This window comes from Aeromonas popoffii, assembly GCF_037818705.1.
GTDB lineage: Bacteria > Pseudomonadota > Gammaproteobacteria > Enterobacterales > Aeromonadaceae > Aeromonas > Aeromonas popoffii.
Genome location: NZ_CP149129.1, coordinates 1,333,040 through 1,355,504, shown reverse-complemented (window position 1 = coordinate 1,355,504; position 22,465 = coordinate 1,333,040). Strand labels below are relative to the sequence as shown.

At 48.3% G+C, this 22,465-nt stretch carries 12 protein-coding genes and 4 pseudogenes; 8 read left to right on the top strand and 8 right to left on the bottom strand.

What is annotated here, in order from left to right; translation table 11 throughout:
• Nucleotides 1–56 precede the first annotated feature (56 nt).
• A complete protein-coding gene (gene nagE, locus WJM78_RS06465; RefSeq protein WP_339014544.1) occupies nucleotides 57–1,532 on the bottom strand; it encodes an N-acetylglucosamine-specific PTS transporter subunit IIBC in 1,476 nt (491 codons plus the stop codon).
• A gap of 272 nt (nucleotides 1,533–1,804) precedes the next feature.
• On the opposite strand from nagE, the gene nagB reads away from it, so the two are divergent.
• The 4 genes and pseudogenes from nagB (at nucleotide 1,805) to WJM78_RS06445 (ending at nucleotide 6,861) form a co-directional block, all read left to right on the top strand.
• Nucleotides 1,805–2,605 carry a glucosamine-6-phosphate deaminase gene (gene nagB / locus WJM78_RS06460; protein ID WP_042036895.1) on the top strand — a complete coding sequence of 267 codons (801 nt, stop codon included), beginning with the start codon at nucleotides 1,805–1,807 and terminating at the stop codon, nucleotides 2,603–2,605.
• Between the two features lie 9 nt (nucleotides 2,606–2,614).
• Entirely contained in the window at nucleotides 2,615–3,760 is a 1,146-nt protein-coding gene (gene nagA / locus WJM78_RS06455; RefSeq protein ID WP_339014542.1) for an N-acetylglucosamine-6-phosphate deacetylase, read from the top strand.
• Between the two features lie 4 nt (nucleotides 3,761–3,764).
• Entirely contained in the window at nucleotides 3,765–4,979 is a 1,215-nt protein-coding gene (gene nagC / locus WJM78_RS06450) for a DNA-binding transcriptional regulator NagC (protein ID WP_339014540.1), read from the top strand.
• 787 nt (nucleotides 4,980–5,766) lie between these two features.
• Nucleotides 5,767–6,861 (top strand): annotated as a pseudogene (locus WJM78_RS06445) (IS3 family transposase).
• A gap of 39 nt (nucleotides 6,862–6,900) precedes the next feature.
• On the opposite strand, the pseudogene WJM78_RS06440 reads toward WJM78_RS06445, so the two are convergent.
• Nucleotides 6,901–7,005: pseudogene (locus WJM78_RS06440) on the bottom strand (IS110 family transposase); the annotation flags it as partial.
• A gap of 183 nt (nucleotides 7,006–7,188) precedes the next feature.
• Between WJM78_RS06440 and WJM78_RS06435 the strand changes: the two are divergent.
• Both WJM78_RS06435 and WJM78_RS06430 read left to right on the top strand, forming a co-directional pair.
• A pseudogene (locus WJM78_RS06435) lies at nucleotides 7,189–7,308 on the top strand (IS5/IS1182 family transposase); the annotation flags it as partial.
• Between the two features lie 204 nt (nucleotides 7,309–7,512).
• The gene (locus tag WJM78_RS06430) at nucleotides 7,513–8,331 is read left to right on the top strand and encodes a 4'-phosphopantetheinyl transferase family protein (protein ID WP_339014537.1); all 819 of its coding nucleotides are present in this window, start codon (nucleotides 7,513–7,515) and stop codon (nucleotides 8,329–8,331) included.
• Here the strand turns inward: WJM78_RS06430 and WJM78_RS06425 are convergent.
• From WJM78_RS06425 to WJM78_RS06400, 6 genes and pseudogenes are all read right to left on the bottom strand, one after another.
• Entirely contained in the window at nucleotides 8,320–9,411 is a 1,092-nt protein-coding gene (locus tag WJM78_RS06425) for an SGNH/GDSL hydrolase family protein (protein ID WP_339014535.1), read from the bottom strand. The two genes, WJM78_RS06430 and WJM78_RS06425, sit on opposite strands and share 12 nt — an antisense overlap.
• A 162-nt stretch (nucleotides 9,412–9,573) precedes the next feature.
• Nucleotides 9,574–10,710, bottom strand: coding sequence for a glycosyltransferase family 4 protein (locus WJM78_RS06420; RefSeq protein ID WP_339014533.1), 1,137 nt, complete (start codon nucleotides 10,708–10,710; stop codon nucleotides 9,574–9,576).
• Nucleotides 10,711–10,715: 5 nt separating this feature from the next.
• A complete protein-coding gene (locus WJM78_RS06415) occupies nucleotides 10,716–14,192 on the bottom strand; it encodes a condensation domain-containing protein (RefSeq protein ID WP_339014531.1) in 3,477 nt (1,158 codons plus the stop codon).
• Nucleotides 14,140–16,560 (bottom strand): AMP-binding protein, encoded by a 2,421-nt coding sequence (locus WJM78_RS06410; protein ID WP_339014530.1) that lies wholly within the window; start codon nucleotides 16,558–16,560, stop codon nucleotides 14,140–14,142. Before WJM78_RS06410 ends, WJM78_RS06415 begins: the two co-directional genes overlap by 53 nt.
• Nucleotides 16,557–17,174 (bottom strand): acyl carrier protein, encoded by a 618-nt coding sequence (locus WJM78_RS06405; RefSeq protein ID WP_339015775.1) that lies wholly within the window; start codon nucleotides 17,172–17,174, stop codon nucleotides 16,557–16,559. The genes WJM78_RS06410 and WJM78_RS06405 overlap by 4 nt, the downstream gene beginning before the upstream one ends.
• Before the next feature lie 141 nt (nucleotides 17,175–17,315).
• Nucleotides 17,316–17,837, bottom strand: a pseudogene (locus tag WJM78_RS06400) (acyltransferase domain-containing protein); the annotation flags it as partial.
• Between the two features lie 90 nt (nucleotides 17,838–17,927).
• Between WJM78_RS06400 and WJM78_RS06395 the strand changes: the two are divergent.
• Together WJM78_RS06395 and WJM78_RS06390 are read left to right on the top strand one after the other, a co-directional pair.
• Nucleotides 17,928–18,845 carry an IS5 family transposase gene (locus WJM78_RS06395; RefSeq protein WP_339014528.1) on the top strand — a complete coding sequence of 306 codons (918 nt, stop codon included), beginning with the start codon at nucleotides 17,928–17,930 and terminating at the stop codon, nucleotides 18,843–18,845.
• A gap of 823 nt (nucleotides 18,846–19,668) precedes the next feature.
• Complete coding sequence (locus WJM78_RS06390) at nucleotides 19,669–22,266, top strand: family 20 glycosylhydrolase (RefSeq protein ID WP_339014527.1); 2,598 nt, start codon at nucleotides 19,669–19,671, stop codon at nucleotides 22,264–22,266.
• Nucleotides 22,267–22,465: the final 199 nt, after the last annotated feature.

The window sequence follows — 22,465 nt, the reverse complement described above, 5'->3', positions numbered from 1 at the left end:
TGGGGCCCTAGTTATGTCAACAATGGACTTAGACTTGAGGCGAGCTTGGCGCCCGATTAACGCAGGGCCTTTATCTCACCGGCCATGATCTCGGCCAAGGGGCCCAGAATCACCTGCAGGTTCTGTTCACCGAGCTTGACCACACCGGCCGCGCCCAGGGCTTTCAGCTTGCGCTCATCGACGATGCTACGGTCTTTCAGGGTCAGACGCAGACGGGTGATACAGGCATCGATGGTGACCAGGTTCGCTTGACCGCCCAGCACTTCCAGGTATTGCTTGGCCAACTCGGTACGGTTGGTAGATTGAACAGCAGCCGGTACGGCTTCATCATCTTCACGACCCGGGGTTTTCAGGTTTAACCTGACGATGACGGCACGGAAGATGGCGTAGTAAAGACCGAAGAAGAGCACCCCCTGAGGTATGAGCATGTACCAATTGGTCGCCAGCGGATTACGGCTGGAGAGAACCAAATCGACCATGCCAGCACTGAAACCGAAACCAGCCATCCAGTGCATGGATGCAGCGATGAACACGGAAATACCGGTCAGTACGGAGTGGATAACATAAAGTAGCGGCGCCACGAACATAAAAGAGAATTCGAGCGGCTCGGTTACACCGGTGAAGAAGGAGGCAAAGGCGGCTGCGATCATGATGGATGCAACCTTGTCCTTGTTCTCTTTCTTGGCGGTGTGGTAAATGGCCAGCGCTGCGCCCGGCAGACCGAACATCATGATGGGGAAGAAGCCCGCCTGGTACATACCGACCACGCCTTTCACCTGATCCAGGCTCTTGCCAGCAGCCAAAGCGGCATCGATGGTAGCCTGGCCAGCTAAGAAGTTCGGGATGTCATTTATGCCAGCCACGTTGAACCAGAATACGGAGTTCAGAGCGTGGTGCAGACCAATTGGGATCAGCAGACGGTTGAAGAAGGCGTAGATACCGGCGCCGGTAGCGCCCAGGTTGACGATGGATTCACCAAACTGGACTAGACCACCATAAACGATAGGCCAAATGATCATCATCACAAATGATACGCCTATCATCACCACTGAGGTCACGATCGGCACCAAACGACGGCCAGAGAAGAAGGCCAGCGCCTTGTGCAGTTCGACACTGCTGAAGCGGTTGTAGAGCTCGCCGGCAATCACGCCGCACAGAATACCAACAAACTGGTTGTTAATTTTACCGAACGCAGCAGGCACTGTATCTAACGGTATGCCTTTTATCATCGAGACAACAGCCGGACTCAGTAGCGTGGTCATCACCAAAAAACCGACCAAACCAGCCAACGCAGCAGAACCGTCTTTATCCTTGGACATGCCGTAGGCAACACCGACAGCAAACAAGGTGGACATGTTATCAATAAGTGCAGAACCGGCCTTGATCAGGAAGGCAGCCAGCGCACTGTCGCCACCCCAACCGTTCGGGTCAATCCAGTAGCCAACCCCCATCAGGATCGCAGCGGCAGGCAATACCGCTACCGGCACCATCAAGGCCCGGCCGATCTTTTGCATATAACCGAGAATGTTCACGGTTCCTCTCCTTAGTTAAGGTTTTTCTAGAAATTAAGTGCTTATCACGTTTGACGCATAAGCCATCAAGGCTTGATCGGCAGTCTATGTCTTTTATTTCGCTGCGCAAATTAATAAACCTATAATCGTGATCATTATCACCCAAACGAGGAAATCTAGCGGATACATGTGGCTTATTTTGCAATCTTTATTTACGCTATAAAACAACTTAAATCCGTCTCAGCCTATTTGCCGCCGACACCCCGGCAGCAACCCGTACAGAGGTATCTACAATGCGCCTGATCCCGTTGAAATCTGCCAGCCAAGTGGGCCTGTGGTCTGCCCGTTACATCGTTGACCGTATCAATGCGTTCAAACCCACTGCCGATCGCCCCTTCGTACTGGGCCTGCCCACCGGTGGCACCCCGCTCAACACTTACCAGCGTCTGATCGAACTGCATAAAGCCGGTGAAGTGAGCTTCGAGCACGTGGTCAGCTTCAACATGGACGAATATGTCGGCCTGCCGGAAGATCACCCCGAGAGCTACCACAGCTTCATGCACAACAACTTTTTCTGTCACATCGATATTCGCCCGGAAAACATCAACATCCTCAACGGCAATGCCGAGGATCTGGTGGCCGAGTGCAAGCGCTATGAGGACAAGATCAAGTCCTACGGCAAGATCCACCTGTTCATGGGGGGCATCGGCAATGACGGTCACATCGCGTTCAACGAACCGGCCTCTTCCCTCTCTTCCCGTACTCGGGTCAAGACCCTGACCGAAGACACCCGCATCGCCAACTCCCGCTTCTTCGGTGGCGACATGGAGCAAGTGCCCAAGCTGGCACTGACCGTGGGTGTCGGCACCCTGATGGACGCCGAAGAGATCATGATCCTGGTCACCGGCCACGCCAAAGCCCAGGCCCTGCAAGCCGCGGTGGAAGGCAGCGTCAACCACATGTGGACCATCTCCACCCTGCAACTGCATCCGAAGGGGATGATGGTGTGCGACGAGCCCTCCACCATGGAGCTCAAGGTCAAGACGGTGCGTTACTTCCAGCAGCTGGAAGCCGCCAACATCGGCCGTCTGTAAGGAGCCACCATGTTCGCATTGACCAACTGCACCCTCTACACCGGCAGCTGTGTGCTGACCGGTTACGGGGTGGTGATCGAGGGCGACAAGATTGTCGCCATTCAGCGTCGGGCCGATTTGCCCGCCGGCATAGCACAACATGATCTGCACGGCGCCAACCTGAGCGCCGGTTTCATCGACGTGCAGCTCAACGGCTGCGGGGGCGTCATGTTCAACGGCCACATCACCATCGAGACCCTGGCGACCATGCAGGCCGCCAACCTCAGGTCCGGTACCACCAGCTTCCTGCCGACCCTGATCACCAGCCCGGATGCGGACATGAAGCAGGCCGTCGCCGTGACCCGCGACTACATGGCCGCCCACCCCTTTGAGGTGCTGGGCGTGCATCTGGAAGGGCCTTACACCAACCTCAAGCGCAAAGGCATACACCCGGCCGCCCAGATCCGTCAGCCCACCGACGAGATGATCGACTTCTTCTGCGCCAATGCAGATACCATCGCCAAAATCACCCTGGCGCCGGAGCGCAACAAACCGGAACACATCCGCCAGCTGGTGGAAGCGGGCATCCTGGTCTCTGCCGGCCATACTGCCGCCAGTTACGATCAGGCCATGGCCGGGTTTGACAACGGCATCCGCTTTGCCACCCACCTCTACAACGCCATGAGCCCGACCGTGAATGGCCGCGAGCCGGGCATGGTGGGCGCCATCTACGATCGCAAGGATGTCTATGCCGGCGTCATCGTCGATGGGTATCACGTACACTGGGCCAACGTGCGCCTGGCCCACACTATGTTGGGGGAGCGGCTGGTGCTGGTCACCGACGCCACCGCCGCTGCCGGGGCGCCGGAAGGCTTTGAGAAGTTTGATTTTTGTGGCGCAACCGTCTATTTCCGCGATGGTCAGTGCGTCGACGAGAATGGTACACTCGGCGGTTCTGCCCTCACCATGATTGAGGGGGTGGAGAATCTGGTCAAACAGGTCGGATTACCGCTCGATGAAGCACTGAGAATGGCCACCCTTTATCCCGCTCGCGCCATTGGATGGGACTCATGTCTCGGTAGTATCCAGGTCGGAAAAATAGCCAACCTGACTGTCTTTGATCAGACCTTCACGGTCTGCGGGACCGTGGTTAACGGACACTACACAACACAGTGACACTATGACTGGCGGACAAATAGCAAACGTAGATCTTATCAAGCAGGTCAACAGTGCGGCCGTATATCGGCTCATCGACCTGCAAGGCCCTATCTCGCGGGTCAAAATTGCCGAGTTGAGTCAGCTGGCCCCGGCCAGCGTGACCAAAATAACCCGGCAACTGATCGAGCATGGCCTGATCAAGGAGACCTCACCGCAAGCCTCTACCGGCGGACGGCGCGCCATCTCCTTGACCACCATCAAGCATCGCTTTCAGTTTGTGTCCGCCAAGCTCGGCCGCGGCTATCTGCAGCTGAGCCTGTACGATCTCGACGGCAAGGAGCTCGATCAGCACATCACCCAGGTGACCGAGATTGACCAGCAACCCGTGGTCGGCATGCTGCTGCGCGAAATTGGTGCCTTCATCGACGCCCAGCAGGAGCGCAGCCGCAACCTCATCAGCATAGCGCTGACCATGCCGGGTCTGGTCAATCCTGAATCGGGCATGGTCATCTATACCCCCAAGTACCAGATCCGCAATCTGGCGCTGGCCAAGCTGCTGGAAAACCACTTCAACCTGCCCTGCTACGTGGGCAACGACACCCGCTCCCTGGCACTGGCCGAGCACTTCTTCGGTGAATCGCGCGACTGCATGGACTCCATCCTGGTGAGCGTGCACCAAGGGGCCGGCTCCGGCATCATCACCAAGGGCAAGGTGTTCCTCGGTCAGAACCGCAACGTCGGCGAGATTGGCCACATCCAGGTCGAGCCGCTCGGCAAGCGCTGCCACTGCGGCAACTTTGGCTGCCTGGAGACCATCGCCTCCAACGAGGCCATCGTCGACAAGGTGAAGGAGCTCATCAGCCGCGGTCACCGCAGCTCGCTGCAGGAGAAGCACATCACCATCCAGGAGGTATGCAAGGCCGCCATGGCCGGTGATGAACTGGCCCGCAGCGTGATCGAGAACGTGGGCGAGCATCTGGGACGAGCGGTCGCCATCACGGTCAACCTGTTCAACCCGCAGAAGGTATTGATCGCCGGCGAAATCACCGCCGCCGAAGAGATCCTGTTCCCGGCCATCCGCCGCTGTGTCGAGCACCAATCCCTGCCGAGCTTCCACCGTGGCCTGCCCATCGTGAAGGCGCGTTTCCAGAACCAACCTACCATAGGCGGCTTCGCGCTGGTGAAGCGGGCCCTGCTGGAGGGTGATTTGTTGCAGATCATCATGGAGCAGAAATAATTGATGTATAATCTCGACATTGACTCATATATCTAGAACTAGACACTCACAACTTAGAGCCCCGATATATCCCATCGGGGTTCAATATCTAAACGTTAGATGTATCCGTTACTTGCGTTAAATGTTACAGCTTCACTCACCGCCCCCCTTTCCAGGGCGAGAGCATGAGTTACTGAAATGTTAACCAAAAAAATTTAACCACTGTCATCCCGGGGTGTAATTGCATTGTCTGCACGTATTTTAGTACAGAGGTGTGCTGAAAATGCGATGTCAAATTTGTTCAGCATTGGCCGAGCCACCTATCTCGTCATGAAAAACAACAAAAAATCAACTCATGCTCTCGCCCAGCCCCCCTTTCTCACGCCAATTTTTATGCTATAGCCACAACTAATGCTTTAAAATCCATTAACTCCTCTTACCTAAGTATTCTGGTAACAGTCGCTAGATACATTTTTAGGTAGGAATGATCGCCACCATGACCAAAAGTATTCAATGGCAAGAGCATTCTACTCATTCACAACCGAACTCAAACAGGAAATCGAGCCTTTGGCTGTTGAATAGGGAAATTATATCTCCAAAGCAATTATTTAATTCTTGGTAGGTGCATAACTGCATATATTGAAATTAATAGCACCATCCTAAAAAATTAGGAATATATTCATTCCAATTCGCCCTTAAAAAGGTCATGTTCATGACATTGCTTAGAACAGTACAGAGGTAATCCCCCAGAAAATCTGGGGTGCTCATAAGTAGAATTTTCTCGTATCTTGAACGCAGGAGGTTCTACATGACAACATCACGCTTTAGCGATGCCCAAATCATCGCCATCCTCAAACAGGCCGAGTCTGGCTCACCCGTCCCTGAACTCTGCCGCGAGCATGGCATCAGCACCGCCACCTTTACAAGTGGCGCGCCAAATTCGGTGGCATGGATGCCTCTCTCATGCCTCGCCTCAAAGAGCTGGAGGAGGAAAACCGCCGCCTCAAGAAGATGTATGCCGAGGAGCCCCTCAAAGCCGAGATCATCGCCGAGGCCATAGCAAAAAGTGGTGACGCCATCTGCCCGCAGGGAGATGGCTACCAAAGCCGTATCACACTTTGCCATCTCGGTCCGGCTGGCTTGCTGCATCTTCAAGGTCAGCGAAGGTTGTTATCGCTATCAACCCATGCTCGCCGATGAAAACCAGCTTATTGCGGATTGGTTGCTGCGTATCACCAACAGCCAGCGGAACTGGGGCTTTGGCCTCTGCTTCCTCTACCTGCTACCTGCGTAACGTCAAAGGGTTTGCTTGGAACCACAAGCGGCTCTACCGGATCTATCGGGAGCTTGAACTGAACTTGCGCATCAAGCCCAAGAAGCGACTGGTACGTGAAAAGCCGCAGGCTCTGGCCGTACCTGCGCAGCCTAACCACTCTGCTTGTCGATGGATGTTATGCACGCTCAACTGAGCAATGGCCGGTCAGTGCGACGGTTTAATGTGATCGATGATTTTAATCGCGAGGCGCTGTGCATTGAGGTCGATTTTTCATTGCCCGCTTCACGGGTCAAGCGCGCACTGGAGCAGGTGATTGAGTGGCCTGGCAAACCGGCGATGATCCGGTGCGATAATGGACCAGAATATATCAGCGAAGCGCTCAAGGCGTGGGCGGCGAAACAGGAGATCACCCTGGGGTATATCCAACCAGGCAATCCTCAGCAGAACGCGTACATAGAGCGGTTTAACAGAACGGTACGTTACGATTGGTTGACGCATCATCTGTTTGGCACACTGGAGGAGCTCCAAGAGTTTGCAACACAATGGCTGTGGGTTTATCACCATGAGCGGCCCAATATGGCGCTGGATGGTTATACCCCAAAGCAGCATCTGGCAAAGGCTGCATGACCTCTACTTTTGAATGCCCCTAAAAATGGGGGGATTACCATCCCGCTTCAACTGTCGCTTGAGGACCGTCTTTCCATGTTGATCAACGTCATGTAATTGGAAGAGATGTTTTGCCAGATCGATGCCGATAGTCGTAGCCTTCATGGTGGTCGCCTCTCTCATCAGCAGGAACTTACATTCGCCACTTTGGCACTCAGATGCCGTTTTGGGGAGGGGCAACCATCCCATTAACGCCGCTGAAATTGATACCGAAGGAAGTGCGCTCTAAAGTAGCGTAAACGAGACACCAGTTTGAGGCCGGGGTCAGGTGATAACTAGAGCTGTACATTTCGCCGATTCTCAACGAGGTATGAAAAACTGGCAGGAAGCTTTGTCGCTTTTATCAAGCTGGCTTTCTGCCTTCGTTACTTGCGGGAACGATTAGCGGACAGAAAACCAAGCATTTGAGAACACAACCTAGATAACATAAATCAATTAGAAAGAGAACACCAGCCTGCCCTCCTATGAGGCTAGTCTGTATTTAATCTCTTTCTCATACACTGGTATGTTAATACCGCTGTTGCTCGACGAAAAAATAATCACGAGCCTATCTTATCCCAATATAATATAGTAAGCTAGGAAAAAATAGAAATATCACAACTGAGGCATAGAGTGATTCAATGGCACAAGTTCTTTATACAAGAAAAGGCCTTCATCAAAAGTGTCTATATAAACAGGCTTGCGCCAACAGAACATGTCCAGTGGGTTTTTTGTGAGTTCGACGCCAAACAATTTCATGAGTCATTGTTCTTTGATAACAACATCCCTTTAAAAAAAGACATCATTAACTCTGTCGTGCAACGCAAGGGAGAATATTTGGCCGGCCGCATAGCCTCTCGCCTAGCCCAGTGCTTACTGGGATTATCACCAGAACCTGTTGGTACAGGCCAGCACCGGAATCCGATGTGGCCAACGAATACCCTCGGCTCAATTACACATGCAAATAGCTATGCCATAGTCGCCATGGCCCGCACTCAATACGTTCACAGGATTGGTATAGATTATGAGCCATGGATTGATGCCCGCACCATAAAAAGCGTGATTGATATCATCATGTGTGAAAGAGAAAAAACAAAAATAGAAGTCGATTCATGGACACCAAGAAAAGATATTACCATCATTTTTTCAGCAAAAGAGAGCCTGTTTAAAGCTCTCTATGATGAATGTGGTGAATACAAAGATTTTCATGCGGCCGAGTTTGTGACTATCGATCATCATAAGTCAATGCTGCGATTACGACTGACAGAGTCATGGAGCAACAAGTTAAGGGCCGGAACAATCTTTGATTTAGAATATATAATGCATCATGAGGGTGTAATTACATATCTTATAAACACCAAGAAATCGTATAAGACACCGATTATCTCGGTGTCTTCCATTTTTGCCCGATGTACGTCATTTAAGATGAATAACTTCTGGTCATTCACTTAGCAATGACATGTCGGAAATAAATGAAGCCAGGATAGTCGAAATCCTTTTATGCTCCACTTCAGTGGGATGCCACAAGCAGCCATAAAATTTAATGTCGATTTTTTTGATATAAATGCTGCGCTCCCCCATTCGCAATAACTCTTCATTTACTGCATTGATGGCGCGTTCAAAAGGATCATCTTTATCTAGTTCCAAACCGACCAGAACGATTGGAACATCACCATATCGCTGTCGGAGCTGGATGATAAACTGTACATAGGCATCAGTCCAACTGTGTCGGAAATCCTCAACGTTGGCCCAAGGCTCATCGGGTTTTAAATCGGTATTGAAATCATTGAGCCCCAATTCAATAACCAACAGGTCAGGATGACGGTCCTCGTAAGCGGATGAGTCATTCAACACTGCCCCAGCCTTATTAAAGTAATAAGGTAAATTGTGATAGCGTTGCTCTCCTGCATAGTTTCTTATCACACCTAATCCGGAGTAGGATACCTGACTATGACTAACGTTTAACAGCTTAGCGGTCATAGTGGGAAACGCGACTCTGGCATTTGATGTTTTAAATGTTTCATCGCTACTGCACTGCTGATGATGTGATTCACTGCCCAGTCCGGCACTGAGCGAATCACCGAAAAATATAATGTGTTTTGGGGGTCTGCGATGTTCCAACACCTCCCCATTAACCTCTAGCCCATCAAACAACACCATCTCTTCATACGTCTCATTTCTTTTAACCAGTTCAACAACCACATCTTGCTGGCTATCAAATTTGACCAATGAGTATTGTTTGAGTGTAGAGTCAGTATTTATGATGCTGACAACACGTCCATTCACGAGCACATCAAATCGCCCCCCTCTACCATTCATGATAATGGAAGCATCCATGCCTTTAAATCTAAAGGATAGGGTTACGCCTGGCCAGTTGAAATACACATCACTGTTTGTCCAATCCTTAACTACTCGTCCACTGAAAGATAAACGATAGTCCGTTGCCTCTACGTTCACATCTTTAGCAGCACTAAACGGAGCCCACAAGATGACTAACGTTATTGACATCAATTTTATTATTTGTCCCAACATTTATATCCCCATTATATAAAAAGACATACCCAACTCCGCATGACGTAAGATCACAAACGATAAATTACTCCTTTCATCGTCAATAACTCTCTTAATATCCACAGCCTTTTTCATAATATTGATGCATCCGCGGGGTAATCATCCATGACACTATCACCCACATTAGTTTCTTAGCGACGAAATAGCTATTTCCATATTATCAACAGCCATGGACCAGCTAGTTACCGACCGACGGGCAGCGTCCCCCATCTTGATACGCTCTTCTTTGTGATAATAAAAATATTTCACCCCACTCAATAGAGAGTCCATATCTGCTACATCGAAATTGATCCCACTCGAGAGGTGATCATACTGCTCGGCATTTCCCCCCCGATGTGACGTCATCACAGGAAGCCCACATGCCATTGCCTCTGACACTGTGATCCCAAAAGCTTCAAAGTCACATCCTGTGATGAAAAGATCATTTCTCTGCAGCTCCATTGCGACTTTCTCGCTGGGTCTCTCACCCAAGAACCTAATGTTTTCAGATGTCAATAGAGTCTCTAAGGTTTCCAGCATTGGACCACTTCCAACGAAGGTCCATTCAATATTCAAGCCCTGCTCACGTAAACATTCTTCGGCCTCAATAAACAGATGCAGGTTTTTCTCCCGTGATAATCGCCCCACATAAATAACCTTCATCACATCTGTCATCTCATGACATAGCGATGGTTTAAATATCTCAGTATCAACACCAAGGAATGAGACGACTGTGGAATTTATATTACGAAGGTAATTATCCTTTAGAAAAAAGGACGGCACGAATACCGCATCATATTGACCATAAATAGTGTCGACCTTATTGTTTATTGCTGCTGCATCCTCGCTCATACCATAGTTTGTGCAGAGCACAGCGAGATCGACATGACAGAGAGCAATCGCTAAACACTGTTCAGGAACAGTCTCGATAATATCGCTCAAACAGAATCCCGCATCCATATATAATGGCATGGGGTCATCGACTAACAGAACATCTGGCTGGAATGACGCGATCTCGTCAGCAAGAATCCGCGTACAACGATGATCGGGGAATGGTGATGTCATTGGGTTACAATGGACGGCCAAGGGCATCTCAATAATTCTTACACCTAAACTTCTTAGGCTTATAACTGCCACCTGATCGCTTAATGTCGGATATCCAGGCACTAACAGACTGACTGTATTACCACGGTAGGCCAATTCTTTACAACGATAAAAAACTGACTGACTAATACCATTAACCTCGGGATAAAAAAAGAAACTGAAAATCAGATATTTCATGCTATCTACCTCTTGTCATAATTCGAAAACATAAACGGAAGTAGATAATCTATGACCTTTGCCGTTTCGCTCACATATGGCGTGAGTAACATAGTGTCGTGACCAGCATCAATCGAACATGTAAGCAAGGGAGACTCACATACGGGCTGCCAGTACATCTTTGACGATGGCCCTAAGCGCGGTTCGATCAAGGCAACTTTATCCATCATTCCACTCGAAATGGGTATCTCATAACTTCGTTGATTGCAATATCTAGCAAACATAGCTTTTAGTTGCTCTGCACTAAACATCGGCTTTTGATTCTGATTACATAGCAGATTAATCGCAGAATCAAAATCAATGAGCGCATTATTATCTTTCGAAATGTCGAGTGAGATGTTATTGCCAAGGCTGTTTGCGACTGTCATCATAAAATGATCCTTTATACTCATAAAAGATGGGATGACTCTCTCAGTAGGCCAACTATCGAGTAAGATAACAGGAGGTCGAATTTTACCTTTGCTTTTTAATGCTTCAGAAACTCTGGCTGCAATTCCCCCCCCCATGGAGTGGCATAACAATACTGATTTAGAGAGATCGAACTCATCTAACGCAGATATATATACCTCTATAGGGAAGGCATCACTATCTAGTAGGGCATTGAATCCTATCACCATGGCATCACAAGAAAGATGCCCTATTAAATGACTGAAGCACTCGCTCTGCCCCAGAACACCTGGAATACAAATTATATTGAAATTCGAATCACCGTTTTTAAGCAATACCTTTTCTAAGGTTCGATGTTTTATACCAAACAAATTATGTTTCTCAAACACGCTTTCCATAGGTTTAAAATTAAAATCATACAGTGATTGTTGTAAAATTGCGGTGTAACGTGCGGCTATATTCTCAATGACTGAATCATCATGCACTGCCCCCTCTAAATACCAGGAGATGTACGGGTCCTTATCAATATATTTTAATTTCATTGTGAATGACTTCGAGGAACTCTCATTTCTATCTCTAGCGTTATCGTTATCGCTCGACTCAGAAAACACAACCTGAGAACGATGGTCGATTGATCCTATACATATTAGATTATTTTCACATCTAATAATCGTTACGACATCATCAATGACAGCATTGAACTCCACACCCGGATGCATAGCATGCTTGGATTTGATCGTAACAAGCTCATCATCCAGCAGTTCTATCTTCAGATAAATAGTATCGACCGATTTAACTTGCGAAACGGTGAATATATAGCATGTATATAACCATTCTAGTAATGAGACATTTCTATCCATACACTGGCTTTTTAATTGAAGATGGATCCGAGGTGCTAAACGATGATGATACTCATGACCTTTTCTCGCTATCAGCTGCACGGGATTAATACAGCAGGGAGCAGCTCCAAGGTTCTTTAATTGGCCATCCGGCAATACCGATTCATATTCAATTAAATCCTTACTAACAGTTTCGGTACTGTACAGCATTGCCTTCAAATAAGAAATAAATAGATTCCCATTCCTTTCCATGTCAAGCTTATCAAACATGGATTTTCGATAGTTCCATGTGATCGTCATACCGCCATCACCTATGGTTTCTATCGAGAGATAGTGATCGACCTCTTGCTCCTTCGATGGAATAGGAATGCGACTAACATCAATGTCAGGTAATATTAGTGGCTGTCCTTCGAAGTTCTGCATCACCATCATCATCTGATACACTGGGTATCGACCATGCTCGAAATCCTCCACATTATAATTATTTAATGCGGTGACATCCAAAGGGAGATGGTCGAGACACTCGATAAACTCTCGCTGATGTTTATGGAGATAATCTGAAAATGTTTTATCTGGATCATAGTCACAGACTAAAAGTGCTGAACTTAGGCATAGACCAATAATGTTCTCCTCATCAGGCATAGGTCGATGAGCAACGACTGTCCCTAATATTACTTTTTCAAGCTTACATTGTTGAGCCAGAAATATACTCATTGCGCTATACAATGTAACAAAGGGTGTGACCTTATGCTCAAAACTGATGGCCCCGAGTTGTATACCAAGTGATGGGGGTATGACTAACTCTATACTATTAACTTCTCGACATGTATCATTTTTCACCTTCTCACCCGGTAAAGATAGCCATTGATGTCTCTGTCCAACTCGACGATTCCAATAAAGAAGGTTTCTGTCTTCATTACAAAACTGGTTCTTTGCATAATCGAAGAAGCTCGTATTCAGTACGGGCGCCTTAAAACTAACACCTTCAGTAGAGTAACCACAGTAAAACAATGCCAGCTCACGAGTCAGGTTTTGTAGGCTCCAACCATCTATAATAATATGATGAGCCATGATGAGAAGCGTATGCTTTAAAGCTGAATGTTGAAAGAGATAAAATTTTATTAATGGCCCATTATTGATATCGAAACCAGCTCTAACGGCACCCTCTAGAAAATCAGACCATTCCATGTCTAAGGAAGATGCTTGACTTATAAATACTCTGTCAGTACTTTCTAACCTCATCCATATTTTATGCCCATCCGAACAAAACGTACTGTGAAGTGATTGGTGACGCTTTACTATGTTTTCTATTGCACATAGCAGAGCCTCTTTGTTCAGATCACCATCAAGTAACAGTTGCTCTTGAATATGAAACGCAGGTGACTTTACATGTTTATCAAATCGCCAAAATTCTCGCTGTGATGGCGTGGCTAATATCATGGAGTGTTGGTCGATGGCCTTTTCTGTCGAGCGCCTATCACCACTATCTCCGTCTGTAATCTGCGTTGCCAGTTGAATAACCGTCGGATATTCATAAACAGTAGAAAGCGGAATCCTTTTTCCCAAATCACTTCTTATTCTAGCCACTAATCTTGATGCGGATAATGAGTGGCCACCATATGCAAAAAAATTACTATTAGGCCCTACCGTTTTCGCTAAAACTTCATTGAAGAAACCGAGCAATTTCGTCTGTAACTCGTTAAGCTCTATGCTGTTAGAATTTGTTGACTCTAATTCATGATTTGCAATTTCAGTCAATGCCTTATAATCAATCTTATTATTGGGTGTTCGTGGTAAAGAAGTCAAAATAATGATTGAGTTTGGGAGCATGCTCCTGGGCAAGTAAGATAACATATGATTATAAACTTCATCATGTGTCACCTCATTTTTATTCTCTATAACAATTGCAGATAGAAGATGGGATTCATTACCACTAGACGGCATCCAACATACCGCATCCAGCACCCCTCTGCACTGACACAATACGTTAACTATTTCATCCGTCTCAACTCTCACACCGTTAACATTTATTTGACTATCAGTTCTACCTATATATATAAGCTCTCCCACCTCATTCCATTTAACAAGATCTCCAGTACGGTAGACTATATTATCGACAGTAGCATTTCCAAGTTTTTTTAAAAAAAACTTCCTCGTTAACTCTTCACGATTTAAATATCCATTGGCAATCCCATCCCCCCCCCAATACGAGCTCACCTTCGAAACCTATTGGAAGTAGTGACATATGCTGATCGACGACATAGCAAGAAGTGTTATAAAATGCTTGGCCAATATTTTTTGGCGTGTTTAACTCACTACATAAATGCATATGTGTAGCGATAGTGAACTCACTCGGCCCATACCCATTATATAACTTGGTGGCATTCTGCCATGTTTTTTTCACCGCCGGTGTCATTGCCTCACCAATACTGATCACCACCCTCACACTGGATAAACTATTCGGTGAGAGTAGAGAGAAAACACTAGGGGGCAGATGAAGATGCGTAACCTGTTGTCGCTGTATGATCTCTGTTACATGATTAATATCTCGAGAATGCTCAGGACCGAGCAAGACTAGCGTGGCTTGGTTTACAAATGCCATCAACCATTCAGCTGTGCATGCGTCAAATGCGGGAGATGAAAACTGAAGCAATTTATCACCATGAGAGATAGAAAGTGACTTGTTAAAATTAAATGCCGTATTTCTCAATCCTCGATGTGACAGTATGCTGGCCTTGGGTTTACCTGTTGAACCTGAGCTGTAGTTTATATAAGCCACATAATCATTATTAAGTACCGGCAGTGAACCACCATCAGTCACCCCATTTAATAATGTTTCCATTTCCAAGAATTGATAATTTCGGTTTGACTGAGGCCTTATCTTGTCAGTTATAATGTATGAAACATGACTATCATCAATCATGAACTCTGTGCGCGATGAAGGATAGTCTGGGTCTAACGACAAATATGCCGCGCCGGATTTTAAAACCCCCAACATACTGATAAACATATTTATAGAGCGTGACATATACAACGCAACAATGTCGCCATCTCTTATTCCTAGCGCATTCAAACTGTTTGCTACACTGTTTGTGTGTTGCTCCAACTCTTGATAACTAACATAGTTCCCATCCGATTCAAAAATAGCAGGGCTTGTACCTATCACACGTGCATTATGCCTAATCCAATCAACAACAGTTCCATCTGGAACGTCCATTTTTCTGTTATTATATACAGCAATGATTTTGAGGTCTTCATCGTCAATAAGTGGCAGTTCACACAAGGGTATATCGGGAGATAATAGTGCCGCTCGAGTTATATTAGTTAATGCTTTGTCTATGCCAGCTATGGTCTCTTCTTTATAGACCCCAGTAGCATATCTCCAAATTAATTTGGCACCTTCCACTGCAGGTTGACATTCAAGAGTCAGTTCCGCTTTAATATCTCTTGGTGAAATGTCAGCACAAATACTAATATCATCTCCATTTAGTTTTGGCATATTTGTACTAATATTTTGCAACACCAAAAACACTTGACTCAGAGGGGATATTCCAGCTTTTGTTTCTGCGCCAGACAATTCTAATATTGTGTCGTAACCAAGCTGCTGATGTGAGAGCGCCGTCATCGATATTGAACGTTGCTTTTTTATTGCTGCTAAAAACGTCTCTTCTGGCGAATATTCAATATGAAATGGTAGTGTATTTGCAAGAAAACCAATCACTCCGTGGCTATCCGTAGCGATTCTATTTGCGCACGGTGAACTAATTACAACACTGGTCCGTCTATACAATCTACATAGACATGAACCAAATAAAACCTGGAGCGCGACGAACTCACTACAATTATTTTTTCTTGCCAAATAAGATAATAAAGACCATTCCTCTTCCCCCAAGCGGCTAACCATTACCCCACCCTCTCTATTCATTCGCTCAGAACAATGTAGATCGGGTGTAGGTAAAGAAAATGCCGGAGCATGCTCGAGATATTTTCGCCAGAAAGCTTCTCTGGCGGCATTACCATGCTGCTGTCTTACTAATTCATCAGAGTAATAGCGACTAAATATCGGTGCAGGCTCAATCAATTTACCCGATGACATTAGCTCTGACCATTCACGCAGCAAGACCATGAATGACCAACCATCGATCGCGACATGATGAACAACAATCGCAATATAGTAATGATCAGGTTTCAATATAAGCCCTACTCGCAACGGTAGTCTCTCCAAAAAAACCAGATCTTTGGATATCCAGTCATTCAAGACTGATGATATGTCTTCTGTTTGTTCCAGCCGTATTTGTAACCACTCTAGTTCAGCACCGCTCGCATCCCAGGGAACAAGTTTCTCATCAACAACTATAAAGTTTGTTGACAAACTCTGATGACGAGCGACCACTTCACTAAGTGATGATTGAAGACGAACTACATCAGGAATTCCATTTCCCTTTAGAAGCAATAACTCATGATAGCTACGGTTGCTCAATTGCTGGGCTTGTTGCTCTAAGATTCTTGCTTGGCTCGTTGTAGGTAGAACATCAACGTTGATAAAAGAGTCACTATAAGTTTTTTTTAATACATTAAAATTCATAACGTTTCACTTTTCTCATAATTTGATGCATTGACCACACCGGATTTTAAATAATCATACAGTGTGCTGAAAACTGGGTAGTCATATATATGCTCCAGCCCGACATTTAGGTTAAGCTTTTCTGCCAGCAATGCCGAAAAAGAGAGAGCACTCAACGATGACCCACCTGACATCCAGAAGTTGCTATTCGACTCTGGTCTTTGACCAATTGTTCTAAACCAACAGTCTTGCAGTATTGATAAAACATCAAGAGGTTCAATAATTTTTTGATTATTCTCTTTTAGGTTATTGGCAAGATCATCAAACTTTGAAAATTCATACAGATAATCTGATGATATTTCTTCTCCTTTAATAGCTGACATCTCTGCTATTAAGGTTAATGCCGTAAGCGATGTGCCACCCGCTTGCCAAAAATCGCTTTCTGATGTGGGCAAGGATCCCAATATGCTGGACCAACAATTAGCGAGCCGCGCCACTGGATCATGTCGTACATTTTCCTTTTTCACCGAGGGCACAGGACTTGATGGTAGATGAGTTGCCTGGTTAAAGGCCCTACGGGGCGTTGGATAAGTAACAGAGATGGTCGGCTGTGGAAGACTGACACCGAGACACATCATCTCTGCCATCGCCAGTTGAAGGACACCATCATCTGAGATCGATTCCTGTCTGCCCTTTATGGTTCGACAGGTCGCGTGTCGTTGAGGATTCCAACCACTCATGGCATGACAAAATCCAAGCAGGCCAGCACCAGGTCCGACTTCGACAAATATTATGGGCCCTGGTAATGCAAGTAGTTTTTGCAGTCCCTTGGCGAAGTTGACGGGCTGACATATCTGATTGCTTAAATAATCAGGAGTCACCGTAGCATCACTAAGCCAGTGTCCATCAACACTACTGACTACGGGAATCGCCGGATGACGAAAAGCACATGATTGATGAAGAATTTTATTTTTGAACTCATCAGCCACTGGCCGCAATAATGGTGTGTGGAAAGGATGTCGGTTGTTCAACTTGTGAAAAGAGATGCCACCCTTTTTACACCACTCTGATAACACCGCGATCGCCGAGACAGTACCGGCTTGGACATGGTGACGGTCACTGTTATATACGGCTGTCCAGACCTCGGTCTGCTCATTCGAATGGAATAATGGTGGCATGGCATTGAATGCTAACATGGCTCCATCGGGTGATTCTGCCATCAGTCTTCCCCGATGAAAAACCAGTGCGATAGCTTCATCCAAGGTCAGCACTCCTGCGATGCATAGCGCGACCCACTCACCAAGTGAATGCGGCGTTGTTGACTAAATCCGGAACTTTCAGCGTATCCGGAGATCTGATCATCTGAGTCAACCAACCTAGAGTGTCAGATGGGCAAGTCCAAACAGAAGATCTGCAACTGGAAACTGTACAATCAGGCCTTGGTACAACGTGGTTCCCTCACCCTTTGGATGGATGAACAAGCCATCAAACAATGGCATTGCCAGACCCACCATGGTAGTCGAGGACGGGGGTTTCACTACAGCGACAGAGCTATTGAGACCGCGCTGATGCTCAAAAGCGTGTTCAAGTTGCCCCTGCGTGCACTGGAGGGGTTCATCAATTCGCTGTTCCAGTTGATGGATGTTCCCTTGCAGTCACCGGACTACAGCTGCATCAGCAAACGCGCCAAGCAGGTCAACATTCAGTACCGTTTACCCAGCAAAGGACCCGTGGCTCATCTGGTGATAGATGCCACGGGGCTGAAGGTCTACGGCGAGGGCGAATGGAAGGTGCGCAAGCACGGCAAGGAGAAGCGGCGAGTCTGGCGCAAACTTCACTTGACGGTCGATGCGCAGACCCACGCCATCGTTGCCGCCGAAGTCAGCCTTGAAACGGTGGGGGATAATGAAGTCTTGCCGACCTTGCTCAATCGACTACGGCGCAAGATAGAGCAGGTCAGTGCCGATGGCGCCTATGACACCAAAGAGTGCCATGCGCTCTTGAAGAAGAAAGGCGCCAGGGCAACGATCCCGCCGCGGAAAAATGCCGCGTTGTGGGAGGAGGGTCATCCCCGCAACGAAGCGGTGAAGGCACTCAAGGCTGGCGAGCTGAAGGAGTGGAAGCGGGCGTCTGGCTACCATCAGCGTTCAAAAGCCGAGACAGCGATGTATCGTTTCAAACAACTCATCAGCTCGAAGTTGAGCTTGAGGAATTACAATGCGCAGGTTGGTGAAGCGCTGGCAGGGGTGAAGGCGGTGAACAAAATGACGGCGCTTGGAATGCCTGTCAGGCAGCAGGTGAACTAAGCGGAATAAGCCGTTTGGGAAAGGCTTCCCCTGTTCGGATTTAGTCAACAACGCCCATTCGGAGTCGTTCACCGGGGAGAAGATACATCGTAATAGTGGCGGTGTTGTCAAATCGAATGGTTTTCGCAACCACTCTATCCATTCATCTTTCTCTGGCCAACTAGGCCTTATATCAAAAATAGGTTGTAATAATTCAACTCTATTCTTATATGGATGACTATCATCCACGTTAAATCCAAAGTATAGTGTTTTATATGACCTTACGGTATTTATATAAGTCTTAACTAATAACTCTAAGTCAATATCACCTGTCAATACACTTCTAAAACCCAAATTATAAATAGGGGTTCCTTTATTCAAAAACTGATGTGTGAATATGTCTGACTCCACTAGAGTCAATGATATATTTTCCTTTATATATTCGCTTACGGTATCAAGCGCTTTTTCCCCAATCATCATGAGGCCCTCATTGAATCCAGCCAACACATATACCTGCACTTTGTTTTCAAGGCAAATTATGATTTTTACTAATGTGACTGGCGTTCAATATTGGCATAATGGCCATATCGGCACTAATCAGTGTCTTTCTCTTTCTGGATTGGAATGAGAAACACCATGAAAATATATTAAAAACAGTAATTTACACTCTAACTCACTAGACCCAGCCCCCTTGCTGTCCCCACCAAAAAAGAGACTCAAAAGGGATCGCCATCACAAAACATACAAAACGCTTCGTTCGGCACCCACTTTCTGTATAAAAAACACCCTTTCAGCGCTACCCTTGATTCGCCAAGAAAATTAACAACCAAAAAGGATGGTAACAATGCGCGTAAGACGCTCTCTGGTCAGCATGGCGCTCGCCATAGCCTTGACAGCTCCGGCCGCCATGGCCATAACCCAAACCCAGCTGGACGGGATGGGTCAAGGAGTCGACCTCAAGTATCAAGTCATCGATAACACCCTGACGGATGGCAACAGCTTCCGGGCGAGTATCACCTTGCGAAATAACACCGCCCAACCTCTGCCAGCAACGGGTTGGAGCCTCTGGTTCAGCCATATTCGTGACGTGAGCAAGCTCTACACCGACCAATTCAAGGTCACCCATGTCAACGGCGACATCTTCAAACTGGAACCAACGGCTCAATTCCGGGGGCTGCACGCCGGCCAATCGGTCGAGATCGCCTTTGATGGAGGAAACTGGCAGGTTGCCAAAAGTGACGTGATGCCCAACTGGTACTTCGCCGCACAAGATGCCAAGGGCAACCCCATCACAGCTCTGCTTGCCAGCACCAGTAATACCCATAACGGCGTGGTCCCGACGGAGCCCTCGGCCGAGCTGCCGTTTGTGGGTGATTTCAGCACGCCCAAACAGTGGAAACGCTATAACGGCCCGAGCAATATCGACCGCTGGAATCCGTTCACAGCTGCCGATCGCTATGCCCGTAACGCTGATCTGTCCGTACAGGCTCATCCGGTCGGCGTCGTGCCAACTCCCGCCGAGATGCAGCTGGCCACCGGCAATGTCACCATAGGTGCAGACTGGGTTGTCGTGTTTGATAACGGCTATGAGGAACAGGCTCGCTGGTTGGCTGCCAGTCTTGGTCTGCAAGCGCAGAGTTGGTCACCCAACACCAGCAAGGTGATTCGCATGGTTTGGGGGCAGGTGCAGATAGACGGGCAGGCCAAGTGGGAAGAGGCCTATCGCCTCAAGGTAGACAGCAAGGGCCAAACCATCCAGATCGCAGCCGCAGATGCAGCTGGTGCCTTCTATGCCGCCCAGTCGCTGCTGCAACTGGAGCAACAGCGCGTCGTGCCTGCAGTGACCATCGCCGACGCCCCGCGCTTTGCCTATCGCGGCCTCTCTCTCGACGCTTCGCGTAACTTCCGCAGCAAACAGGCAGTGCTCGCCCTGCTCGACCAGATGGCCAGCGTCAAGCTTAACAAGCTGCATCTACGTCTGGCCGATGACGAGGGTTGGCGTATCGCCATCGGCGCCTTGCCGGAGCTGACCGACGTTGGCGCTCGTCGTTGCCACGATCCGGCCGAGCGCACCTGTATTCTGCCCTTCCTGGGTGCTGGTCCGAACGGCACCGCACAGTCTGACGGCTTCTACAGTGCCGACGATTACCGCGAGATCCTGAGTCACGCCAAGGCGCTCAATATCGAGGTTATTCCCGAGATCGACATGCCTGGCCACGCTCACGCCGCCATCAAGGCGATGGATGCGCGCAGTGCCCGTTTGAACGAAGCCGGTCAGCCACAGCAGGCCGCCGACTATCGTCTCTCCGATCCGGATGACCGCACCGACTACACCTCGGTGCAGATGTTCAAGGACAACGCCATGAACGTCTGTATGGAGTCTACCTACCGCTTCATCGACACCGTCGTGGGTGAGTTGGTGGCCCTGCACCAGGGTATCCAGCCGCTCAAGACCTTCCACTTCGGTGGAGATGAAGTCGCTGGCGCCTGGAAGCAGTCGCCGGCTTGTCAGGCGTTCTTTGCCAACAACAGCCAAGGGATCAAGGACCCGTCCCAGCTCAGTCAGTATTTTGTCGAGCGGGTCTCAGGCATTACCTCCGCCCACGGCCTCAATATGGTCGGCTGGGAAGATGGCTTGATGCATGACAACAAGGTCTATCCGCGCAGCAACCTGGCCAACGCACTAGTAAGCGGCAATGCCTGGCAGAATATCTGGGAATGGGGTGTAGCCGATCGAGCTTACAAGCTGGCTAACGCCGGTTATGGGGTCATCTACAACCAAGCAACTCACCTCTACTTCGACCACCCGAACGAGCCGGATCCGGCCGAGCGTGGCTACTATTGGGCCCCCCGCTTTACCGATACCCGCAAGACCTTCGGTTTCATGCCGGACGATCTGTTTGCCAACACCGATTACACCCGTGCCGGCAAGCCGATTACCAAGGCTGAGGTGGTCGATGGCGCCACCGCCAAAACCCTGGAGCAACCGGCCAACGTGCTGGGGATACAGGGTTCGCTCTGGGCCGAAACCGTGCGCACCGACAACCAGTTCGAAGAGATGCTCTTCCCACGGGTCTTTGCCCTAGCCGAGAGGGCCTGGCATAAGGCTGGCTGGGAGGCCAACGACAACGCCGGCAAGCCGGCAGACAATCAGGCGCGCAGCAGCGACTACAACCGCTTTGCCAACCTGCTGGGTCAGCGTGTACTGCCGAAGCTGGAGGCCCGTGGTGTTGACTTCTACCTGCCAGTACCGGGCGCGATCATCGAAGGCGGCGTGCTCAAGGCCAACAGCCCGTTCCCGGGTCTGACCATCCAGTACTCCGTCGATGGCGGTGGTTGGCAGACTTACGACGCGGCGAATGCTCCGAGCGTCTCGGGTAAGGTGGCAGTCCGCACTGCCTCCGGCCTGCGTGCCGGCCGAGGCGTAGTAATTAACAACTAAATTAGAATTTGTAGTATTCATTGTGCGAAGATAGATAATCCATTTGTCGCATATTTATAACTCTGAGTTAAAAAGAAAACTGATCTACTGATATGAGAAAATCCGAAACCTGTTTATTTGGTTTCGGATTTTTTATGTGTAAGAAAAACACTCTAAATAACTGTTCCGAATAACAGGCCACCGGAGGTAGAGAACTCAG